Genomic DNA, 9,531 nt, shown 5'->3' with positions numbered 1-9,531 from the left:
CCCCCGCCCCGCTGGAGAGCGGGGGCGGCCTGCCTTAGATCCCCGGCAAGGTTACCCGCACGCGAGGCCGCCCCGCCGTGACCCAGGTTCCAGAGTTCCGCTCGCTCTATCGCCACGGCTTCGCGCGCGTGGCCGCCTGCACCGGCCGCAGCCACCCGGCCGAGCCGGGGCGCAACGCGGACGCGGTGCTGGACCTCGCCCGCACCTGCCACGACAGGGGGGCGGCGCTCGCCGTCTTCCCCGAGCTGGCGCTCTCGGCCTACGCGATCGAGGACCTGTTCCTGCAGGAGACGCTGCTCGACGCGGTCGAGGAGGCCGCCGGGCGGCTGATCGCCGAATCCGCGCGCCTGCGCCCGCTCCTCGTGGTCGGCGCGCCGCTGCGCCGGGGCAACCGGATCTACAACACGGCGCTGGCCATCCAGGGTGGGCGGCTCCTCGGCGTGGTGCCGAAGAGCTACCTGCCGAACTACCGCGAATTCTACGAGAAGCGCCACTTCGCCTCGGGCGTCGGGATCGCGGGCGGGACCGTGCGGGTCGCCGGTCACGAGGCCCCCTTCGGCACCGACCTGCTGTTCGAGGCCGAGGACCTCGCCGGCTTCGTCGTCGGCATCGAGATCTGCGAGGATCTCTGGGTGCCCGATGCCCCGGGCATGCGGGCGGCGCTGCACGGGGCCACGGTGCTGGCCAACCCCTCGGGCAGCCCGATCACGGTGGGCCGGGCGGATGCGCGCGCGCTCCTCACCCGCGCGGCCTCGATGCGGGCCTCCTGTGCCTACGTCTACGCGGCGGCGGGGCAGGGTGAATCGACCACCGACCTCGCCTGGGACGGCCAGACCTCGATCGACGAGGCGGGCGTGCGGCTGGCGGAGGGCGAGCGCTTCCCGCAAACGCCGGTGGCGACCATCGCCGACATCGACCTCGACCTCCTGGCCCAGGACCGGCGCCAGGCCGGCAGCTTCGACGACAACGCCCAGGCTTCGGCGCGCGCGCAGGGCGCCCCGCCCTACCGCCGGGTCGGCTTCCGGCTCGATCCGCCGGCCGGGGATCTCGGCCTCCTGCGCCGGGTCGAGCGCTTCCCCTTCGTGCCGGCCGAGGCGGAGCGCCTCGCGCAGGATTGCTACGAGGCCTACAACATCCAGGTGGCGGGGCTGGCCCAGCGCCTCGAGGCCACGGGCACCAAGCGGGCGGTGATCGGCGTCTCGGGCGGCCTCGACTCGACCCACGCGCTGATCGTGATCGCCAAGGCCTTCGACCGGCTGGGCTATCCGCGCTCCGACATCCTGGCCTACACGATGCCGGGCTTCGCGACCTCGGAGGGCACCAAGGGCAACGCCCACGCCCTGATGCGGGCGATGGGCTGCACGGCGGCCGAGATCGACATCCGCCCGGCCGCCCGGCAGATGCTCGCCGACATGGGCCATCCCTACGCGCGGGGAGAGGCGGTCTACGACGTCACCTTCGAGAACGTGCAGGCGGGGCTTCGCACCGACTACTTGTTCCGGCTCGCCAACCGGCACGGCGGCATCGTGGTCGGCACCGGCGACCTCTCGGAGCTGGCGCTCGGCTGGTGCACCTACGGCGTCGGCGACCAGATGAGCCACTACGCGGTGAACAGCGGCGTGCCCAAGACCCTGATCCAGCACCTGATCCGCTGGGTCATCGCCTCGGGCCAACTGGGCGCGGAGGAGAACCGGACGCTCCAGGCGGTGCTCGACACCGAGATCTCGCCCGAGCTGGTGCCGATGGACGCCGACGACACGCCCCAGAGCACGGAAGCCACGATCGGCCCCTACGCGCTGCAGGACTTCAACCTGTTCTACACGCTGCGCTACGGGTTCCGGCCCTCGAAGATCGCCTTCCTGGCGCTCCACGCCTGGGGCGATGCGGAGCGCGGCGCCTGGCCGCCGGACTTCCCCGAGGCCAAGCGCATCGCCTACGATCTGCCCACGATCCGGCGCTGGCTCGGCGTGTTCCTCGCCCGCTTCTTCGGCTTCAGCCAGTTCAAGCGCTCGGCCCTCCCGAACGGCCCGAAGGTGGCGGCCGGCGGCTCGCTCTCGCCCCGCGGCGACTGGCGCGCGCCCTCGGACGCCTCGGCCCGGATCTGGCTCGACGAGCTGGAGAGAAACGTCCCCGCAAACGAGCCGACATAAACCCGACCGATTGTGCCATTATGGGAACGGTCAAGCCGATGCATTGCATCGGAGCCGATTCTCCGCAGCGCACGCGCCGCGGGGGAGCGGCACCGATCCGGCGCGTCGGCACCGGTCAAGTCGACCGGCACGGGTCGAATCGACCGGCACCGGCCCATCGGGCCGGCACGAGGGCGGCCAAGCGGAGGACTTCCGATGCGAAGCTACAATCTGTTCCGCCTGAAGAGCATCGAGGGGCTGTGCTGCGCGGTGCCGGAGGCCTGCACGGTGCCGGCCTTCCTCGGCGGCGGGCGCTGGACCTTCGAGGGCAAGCTCGGGACGCAGTACGGGGCGCCGCGCGATTTCGACGGCCGGGCCGCCGACACGGCCGTGCGCTTCAACGGCTTCTACCTCTTCCAGACGGTGGATCGGCGCTACACCGCCTGACCGGCCCCCGCGAGTCGCGGATCGGGGGAAACATTCCTTAAGGGCTGCGGTGCCAGGATCGGCCTCGATCACCGATCCTGCGGCGGAGGCGAGATGTCGGCGGAGCATCGCAACGAGGTGCGCCAGCGCGTTTTCCTGAAGGGGCGCATCAGCTTCAACAACGGCGCGTCCTCCATGGACTGCATGGTCCGGGACTTCTCGACCTCGGGCGCGCGGCTGGCGCTGAGCGAGACCGCGACGCTGCCGGCAAGCTTCGACCTCCACATCCCGCAGAAGGACCGCACCTACCGGGCGACCCTGCGCTGGCGGCGGGCGGACGGCATCGGCGTCACCTTCGCGGATGAGGCCGCCCCCGTCCCCGCCCCGGCCGCTCCGGCCGTCGAGGCGGCCGACGCCTCCGTGGCGGTCCTGCTGCGCCGGGTCAGCGAGCTCGAGGCCGAGAACGCCGCGCTCCGGCGGGTGCTCGCCGGCATGGCCCAGGCGGGCGGCACCGCGGCGGCCTGAGCCGTACCGCACCCGTTCACGGATGAAGCGCCCCCCCTCTCCCCGCGCGGCGGGGAGAGGGGGAGTCATGCGCGGCCGACGCGCTCAACCGGAGGCCGCCCCGCGCCACATGCTCTCCGGTGCTGGCGATAGGATGGCCCCGGGCGCCTACCCCTCCAGCGCCGCCCGGATCCGCTCCGCGTGCGCGGCCAGCACGGCGTTGTCGGCCATGCCGCCCTCGTGGCGCTTCAGCGGCACGCCCTCCCGGCGCGGGACGATGTGGACGTGGAGATGGAACACCGTCTGCCCGCCCGCCGGCTCGTTGTACTGGAAGACCGTCAGCCCGTCCGCCGCGAAGGCCGCCTTCACGGCCCGCGCCACCCGCTGCACGCTCGCGATCAGCGCCGCGAGCGCCTCCGGCTCCGCGTCGAGCAGGCCGCGCGACGGCGCCTTCGGGATCACCAGGGTGTGGCCCTCGCCCTGGGGCATCACGTCCATGAAGGCCAGGGTGTGGGCGTCCTCGTAGACCCGGTGGGCCGGGATCTCGCCGCGCAGGATCTTGGCGAAGACGTTCTGGGGATCGTAGGCGGGGGTGTCTGCGGACATGGCGGCTCCGGTCGTCTCCTCGGTCGCCCGGCACGATGCCGAACGGCGCCCCGCCCGTCCACCGCCGACGGGGAGGAACCTCCGTGGAACCTCCGTGGAACCTCGGCGGAACCTTGGCCGCCGCCGGCTCATTGCAGGCTCACCCCTCCCCGAGACCGGCCCCGCGCCGGCCCAGCCAGGACCGACGCGCATGGCCGAGAGCACCGGCGCCATCTACACCGCCGCGGGCGCCAACCTCGCCATCGCGGCGGCGAAGTTCGTGGGCGCCTTCCTCACCGGCTCGACCGCGATGCTGGCGGAGGGCGCGCACTCGGTGGTCGACACCGCCAACCAGATCCTGCTCCTGGTCGGCCTGAAGCGGGCCAGGAAGCCGCCGACGGAGCGCCACCCCTTCGGCTACGGGCGCGAGATCTACTTCTACGCCTTCGTGGTCGCGCTGATGATCTTCCTCGGGGGCGGCATCTTCGCGATCTACGAGGGGGCGGAGAAGATCATGCACCCCGAGCCCGCCGCCGACGCCTCCATCCTCGGCTACCGGCTTCCGGGCTTCTGGGTGAACGTGGCGATCCTCGGCTTCGCGATCCTCGCGGAAGGCTATTCGTGCCTCGTGGCCGTGCGGGCGTTCTGGGCCGAGAAGGGCGACCGGCCGCCGATCACCGCGATCCGCCGCAGCAAGGACCCGTCGCTGTTCACGATCCTGGTCGAGGACGTGGCGGCGCTGATCGGCCTCGTGATCGCGTTCACGGGCGTGGTGGCGGCGCACGTCCTCGACCAACCCGCGCTCGACGGCTGGGCCTCGGTCGGCATCGGCCTGGTGCTGGTGGGCATGGCGATCTTCCTGATGGTCGAGACGCACGGCCTGCTGATCGGCGAGGCCGCCGACCCCGAGGTGGTGGCCCAGATCCGCGAGATCGTGCGCGCCGAGCCCGGCGTGCGCCACGTCAACGCGGTGCTGACCCAGCATCTCGGGCCCGACGACATCCTGGTGAACGTCAGCCTCGACATGGCGGACGACCTCTCGGGCGCCGAGATCGAGAGCGCGGTGACGCGCCTCGACCGGACGCTGCGCGAGCGCAACCGCGAGGTGACGCGGGTCTTCATCGAGATCCAGGACCGCCGGGCCGCGGCCCGGGACGGGGCAGCGGTGGCGTGAAGGGTTGAGTCTCCCCTCTCCCCGCCCTGCGGGGAGAGGGGAAAGCCCCCGCCCCATCCTCGACCGCCGGCCCTCAGCCCCGTCCGACCTGCTCCAGGCTCAGCGCCCAGACCCGCTCCTGCACGGCCTCGTCGCGGCTCTCGCGCGAGGAGGGCACGTCGCGGCAGCGCGCGAAGTAGCGCCCGCTCACGCCCTCGACCGCCGGGCTCGCCGCGAGGTGCAGCGAGGTCCGGGCGCCCTTCTCGGGCGTGGAGAGGAACGGCCGAATCAGTCCCCAGCCAAAACCCAGCACGCCGCCGGTGTTGCGGGCGAAGCCCGAGTTGATCACGCCGGGATGGAGCGCGTTCACGGTGACGGGGCGCCCGGCGAGGCGGCGGGCCAGCGCGCAGGTGAAGAGAACGTTACCGAGCTTGGCCTGCGCGTAGGCACGAATCGCGCTGTAGTTCCTCGTGGCCTCGATATCGTCGAACGCGATATGGCCGCGCTCGTGCGCCCGCGAGGCGACGTTGACGATGCGGGCGGCCGCGCCCGGGCGCCCGGAGGCCGCCAGCAGGTCGAGGAGTTCGAGGGTGAGCAGCACGTAGCCGAGATGGTCGAGCGCCCAGGTGCGCTCGATGCCATCCACCGTCACCTCCCGCCGGTCGAAGATCGCGCCCGCGTTGTTGACCAGCACGTCGAGCCGGTCGTGGGCGCGGGAGACCTCCGCCGCGAGCCGCCGGATCTCGGTTTGGCTCGACAGGTCGGCCTGCCGGGGATCGAGGCGGGCCCCGGGCACGGCGGCGCGGATGCGGGCCTCCGCCTCCCGCAGCCGCCCGGCGTCGCGCCCCACCAGGACGAGCGCGGCGCCCGCGCGGGCGAGCCCGAGCGCCGTCTCGTAGCCGATGCCGTTCGTCGCGCCTGTGACGAGGCAGACCCGCCCCGCGAGGGCGGCCTGTCCGGCAGGGCTCACGCTAGAACACCGCCTGCCCGATCGCGAAGGCGATGACCACGATCACGATCGCGACGAGCAGGAACAGGCCGAACAGGATGCGGGCGAGCGATCCGGCGCCGGAGGCGATGCCGGTAAAGCCGAGGCCGCCGGCGATCAACGAGATCACGAAGCAGATGAGGGCCCATTTCAGGAGGGTCATGGAACGTCGACTCCGCGCGCAGAAACCGAGCGTCAATGCGGGGCAAGCGCCACCGTTCCGCGGGGGTCGCCGCCCGCGCGGCCTTTCTTCCCATGGCGCGGCGCCGGCGCCCCGGCGCCGCGCGGCAAGATTCCCGAAAGCCTGCTTCGTGAGCGAGCGTTTACCTGAACACGGGTTCAGACTTTCGCATTAACCTCCAAGAGGATCCTCCGCCGCCATAGTCCATTACATCGAATGACAAGCACCGGCACAGACAAACAGCCGGGGAGGCAGCAAGCAATGATCAACATTTCTCTTCAGCACTTCTGCAACCATGCCAAGAGCGCCGGCCTGATCTCGGAGGCCGACGTGCGCCGCCTGATGCGCGACGTGCTCCCCGACGGGATCGGCAGCCGCGAGGAGGCCGACATGCTGATCGCCCTGGAGCGCGCCGTGCCGGCGGATGCCGCCTTCGGCGATTACCTGATCGCCGCGGTCGTCGATTTCGCGGTCTGGGGCGAGCGCCCGACCGGCCGGATCGAGCGCGAGACCGCCGCCTGGCTCGCCGGCTCGCTGTCCGGCCGCAGCGGCCCGACCCCGGTCGCCGCCCGCATCGCCGTCGAGATCGTGCGCGAGGCCCAGGCCAGCGCCGAGAACCTGACGGCCTTCGCGCTCGCCGCCAACAGCTGGTCGCGCCAGCCGGACGCGGCGCGCAGCCCGCGCTTCGCGCTCGCCGCCTGAGCGGGCCCCGCCTGGTATCCCAGAAGGTCCCCCAAAGCACAGCTTCCGTCCGCCGCACATCTGCTTTATCGGGGATTCGACCGGGCTGCAGAACCCGGATCATCATCCTGGGAAGCAACGGTCCGAGCGGCGCATGTTCGACAAGATTCTGATCGCCAACCGAGGTGAGATCGCCTGCCGCGTCATCAAGACGGCGCGCCGGATGGGCATCAAGACCGTGGCGGTCTACTCGGACGCCGACCGCGACGCCGTCCATGTCGCGATGGCCGACGAGGCGGTGCATATCGGCCCGGCGCCGGCCGCCCAGTCCTACCTCGTGATCGAGAAGATCGTGGAGGCCTGCAAGAAGACGGGCGCGCAGGCGGTGCACCCGGGCTACGGCTTCCTCTCGGAGCGCGAGGCCTTCCCGCGGGCGCTGGCGGAGGCCGGCATCGTCTTCATCGGCCCGAACCCGGGCGCGATCGCCGCGATGGGCGACAAGATCGAGTCGAAGAAGGCGGCGGCCGCCGCCCAGGTCTCGACCGTGCCGGGCTTCCTCGGCGTGATCGAGAGCCCCGAGCACGCGGTCAAGATCGCCGACGAGATCGGCTATCCGGTGATGATCAAGGCGTCCGCCGGCGGCGGCGGCAAGGGCATGCGCATCGCCCACTCGGCCGACGAGGTCGCCGAAGGGTTCGCGCGCGCCAAGTCCGAGGCCTCGTCCTCCTTCGGCGACGACCGGGTGTTCGTGGAGAAGTTCATCACCGACCCGCGCCACATCGAGATCCAGGTGATCGGCGACAAGCACGGCAACGTCATCTACCTGGGCGAGCGCGAGTGCTCGATCCAGCGCCGCAACCAGAAGGTCATCGAGGAGGCGCCCTCGCCGCTCCTGGATGAAGAGACCCGCCGGAAGATGGGCGAGCAGGCCGTGGCGTTGGCGCGTGCCGTGAACTACGATTCCGCCGGCACGGTCGAGTTCGTCGCCGGCCAGGACAAGTCCTTCTACTTCCTGGAGATGAACACGCGCCTCCAGGTGGAGCACCCCGTCACCGAGATGATCACCGGCCTCGACCTCGTCGAGCTGATGATCCGGGTGGCGGCGGGCGAGCCGCTTCCGCTGAGCCAGGACCAGGTCAAGCTCGACGGCTGGGCGGTGGAGAGCCGCGTCTACGCCGAGGACCCGACCCGCAACTTCCTCCCCTCGATCGGCCGGCTCACCACCTACCTGCCGCCGGAGGAGGGCCGCCAGGGCCACGCCATCGTGCGCAACGACACGGGCGTGGAGGAGGGCGGCGAGATCGCGATCCACTACGACCCGATGATCGCCAAGCTCGTCACCTGGGCGCCGACCCGCGCCGAGGCGATCGCCGCGCAGGGCGAGGCCCTCGACGCCTTCGCGATCGACGGCATCCGCCACAACATCCCGTTCCTCTCCGCCCTGATGGCGCATCCGCGCTGGCAGGAGGGCCGCCTCTCGACGGGCTTCATCGCCGAGGAGTTCCCCGAGGGCTTCCAGGCCCCCGAGCCCGCGGGCGCGGTCGCCAAGCGCATGATGGCGGCGGCCGCCGCCATCGACCACCAGCTCAACCAGCGCAAGCGCGGCATCTCGGGCCAGATGCGCGACCCCGCGCTCCTCAAGTTCGAGCGCGACCGGGTGGTGATCCTCGCCGGCCAGGCCTACCCGGTCACGGTCGATCCGCACGAGGACGGCGTCGTGGTGACGGAACAGGACGGCGCCGCCCACTTGGTGGCGAGCGACTGGCGCCCCGGCGCGCCGGTCTGGACCGGCACGATCGGCGCGCAGCGCGCGGCGATCCAGGTGCGGGGGCTCCTCAACGGCGTCGCGCTCCAGCACGCGGGCTGCGCGGCCGAGGCGCGGGTCTACACGCGGCGCGAGGCGGAACTCGCCGCCCTGATGCCGGTGAAGGAGCAGGCGGGCTCGGGCAAGCAGGTGCTCTGCCCGATGCCGGGCCTCGTCAAGCAGATCCTGGTCAAGGAAGGCCAGGAGGTGAAGAACGGCGAGCCGATCGCGGTGGTCGAGGCGATGAAGATGGAGAACGTGCTGCGCGCCGAGCGCGACGCCACGGTCTCGAAGATCCATGCCAAGGAGGGCGACAGCCTCGCGGTCGACGCGGTGATCCTCGAATTCGCCTGACGCCGCGCGGTGAGCGCGACCTTCGACGAGCAGACCAAGCTTCTCGCCACCGCGATCAACACCGTCGCGGTGGCCTTCGTCATCCTGGGCGTCGTGACGCCGCTCACGGCGGTGAGCTTCGGCGTGGCGAGCGCGCCGCCGCCGAGCCCCTGGACGGCGTTCTTCGCTGCGATTTGGCTGTGCGCCGGCGCGAGCCTACATCTGCTGGCGAGACGCGCTTTGCGGAGCCTGAAGCCATGAATGCGGGCGAGATCTTCGTCACCTTCGTGATTCCGGCCGTCGTCCTGGCCGCGGCCTACGCCGCCGTCCTCGCCAACGAGCGCGCGGCGCGCCGCCACGACGGCCGGCCCGGCGAGTAGGGCAGCGACCGCTCCGCCATCATGCCCCTCTACTTCGCCTACGGCGCCAACATGGACGCCGCCGCCATGGCCCTGCGCTGCCCGGCCTCGCGCCTCGTCGGCCGGGCGGAGCTGCGCCGCCACCGCTTCATCATCATGCGCGAGGGCTACGCCTCGGTCCTGCGCGATCCCGGCCGCTCGGTCTGGGGCGTGCTCTGGGAGCTGGCGCTCGCCGACGTGCCGACGCTCGACCGCTACGAGGGCGTCTCGGGCGGGCTCTACGTGAAAGCCTACCAGCCGGTCGCGGCGGCGGGCGGCGTGAAGCGGGCGCTGATCTATCTCGGCCGCAGCGCGACGCCCGGCGTGCCGCGGCCGGGCTATCTCGCGG

General features: G+C 71.8%; 12 protein-coding genes. 9 read left to right on the top strand and 3 right to left on the bottom strand.

Annotated features, from left to right (window positions below; all coding sequences use genetic code 11):
* Positions 1-77 precede the first annotated feature (77 nt).
* From AX737_RS30865 to AX737_RS30855, 3 genes are all read left to right on the top strand, one after another.
* Positions 78-2,150 carry an NAD(+) synthase gene (locus AX737_RS30865; protein WP_066927943.1) on the top strand — a complete coding sequence of 691 codons (2,073 nt, stop codon included), beginning with the start codon at positions 78-80 and terminating at the stop codon, positions 2,148-2,150.
* Between the two features lie 195 nt (positions 2,151-2,345).
* On the top strand, positions 2,346-2,576 hold the full coding sequence (locus AX737_RS30860) for a hypothetical protein (RefSeq protein ID WP_066927941.1): 231 nt from the start codon (positions 2,346-2,348) through the stop codon (positions 2,574-2,576).
* 93 nt (positions 2,577-2,669) lie between these two features.
* Positions 2,670-3,080, top strand: coding sequence for a PilZ domain-containing protein (locus AX737_RS30855; RefSeq protein WP_066927939.1), 411 nt, complete (start codon positions 2,670-2,672; stop codon positions 3,078-3,080).
* A gap of 147 nt (positions 3,081-3,227) precedes the next feature.
* Here AX737_RS30855 and AX737_RS30850 read toward each other — a convergent pair whose 3' ends face one another.
* A complete protein-coding gene (locus AX737_RS30850) occupies positions 3,228-3,665 on the bottom strand; it encodes an HIT family protein (protein WP_066927937.1) in 438 nt (145 codons plus the stop codon).
* 190 nt (positions 3,666-3,855) lie between these two features.
* Between AX737_RS30850 and AX737_RS30845 the strand changes: the two genes are divergently transcribed.
* Positions 3,856-4,818 (top strand): cation diffusion facilitator family transporter, encoded by a 963-nt coding sequence (locus tag AX737_RS30845; protein WP_066927934.1) that lies wholly within the window; start codon positions 3,856-3,858, stop codon positions 4,816-4,818.
* A gap of 73 nt (positions 4,819-4,891) precedes the next feature.
* Here AX737_RS30845 and AX737_RS30840 read toward each other — a convergent pair whose 3' ends face one another.
* The gene (locus AX737_RS30840; protein WP_066927933.1) at positions 4,892-5,767 is read right to left on the bottom strand and encodes an SDR family NAD(P)-dependent oxidoreductase; all 876 of its coding nucleotides are present in this window, start codon (positions 5,765-5,767) and stop codon (positions 4,892-4,894) included.
* Between the two features lies 1 nt (position 5,768).
* The gene (locus AX737_RS30835) at positions 5,769-5,948 is read right to left on the bottom strand and encodes a DUF1328 domain-containing protein (protein ID WP_066927931.1); all 180 of its coding nucleotides are present in this window, start codon (positions 5,946-5,948) and stop codon (positions 5,769-5,771) included.
* A gap of 279 nt (positions 5,949-6,227) precedes the next feature.
* On the opposite strand from AX737_RS30835, the gene AX737_RS30830 reads away from it, so the two are divergent.
* From AX737_RS30830 to AX737_RS30815, 5 genes are all read left to right on the top strand, one after another.
* Positions 6,228-6,668: a hypothetical protein gene (locus AX737_RS30830; protein WP_066927929.1), complete on the top strand. Its 441-nt coding sequence runs from the start codon at positions 6,228-6,230 to the stop codon at positions 6,666-6,668.
* Positions 6,669-6,801: 133 nt separating this feature from the next.
* Positions 6,802-8,805 (top strand): acetyl/propionyl/methylcrotonyl-CoA carboxylase subunit alpha, encoded by a 2,004-nt coding sequence (locus AX737_RS30825; RefSeq protein ID WP_066927927.1) that lies wholly within the window; start codon positions 6,802-6,804, stop codon positions 8,803-8,805.
* Between the two features lie 9 nt (positions 8,806-8,814).
* Entirely contained in the window at positions 8,815-9,045 is a 231-nt protein-coding gene (locus AX737_RS30820; RefSeq protein ID WP_066927925.1) for a hypothetical protein, read from the top strand.
* Complete coding sequence (locus AX737_RS37605) at positions 9,042-9,164, top strand: hypothetical protein (RefSeq protein ID WP_280949112.1); 123 nt, start codon at positions 9,042-9,044, stop codon at positions 9,162-9,164. Before AX737_RS30820 ends, AX737_RS37605 begins: the two co-directional genes overlap by 4 nt.
* A 21-nt stretch (positions 9,165-9,185) precedes the next feature.
* Positions 9,186-9,531: gamma-glutamylcyclotransferase family protein (locus AX737_RS30815; RefSeq protein WP_066927923.1), on the top strand; the 346-nt coding region annotated here is incomplete at its 3' end.

The sequence above is a fragment of the Methylobacterium sp. CCH5-D2 genome (assembly GCF_001556475.1).
Taxonomy (GTDB): Bacteria; Pseudomonadota; Alphaproteobacteria; order Rhizobiales; family Beijerinckiaceae; genus Methylobacterium; species Methylobacterium hispanicum.
The sequence above is the reverse complement of the archived record's forward strand: the minus strand, read 5'-3'. Positions and strand labels throughout refer to the sequence as shown.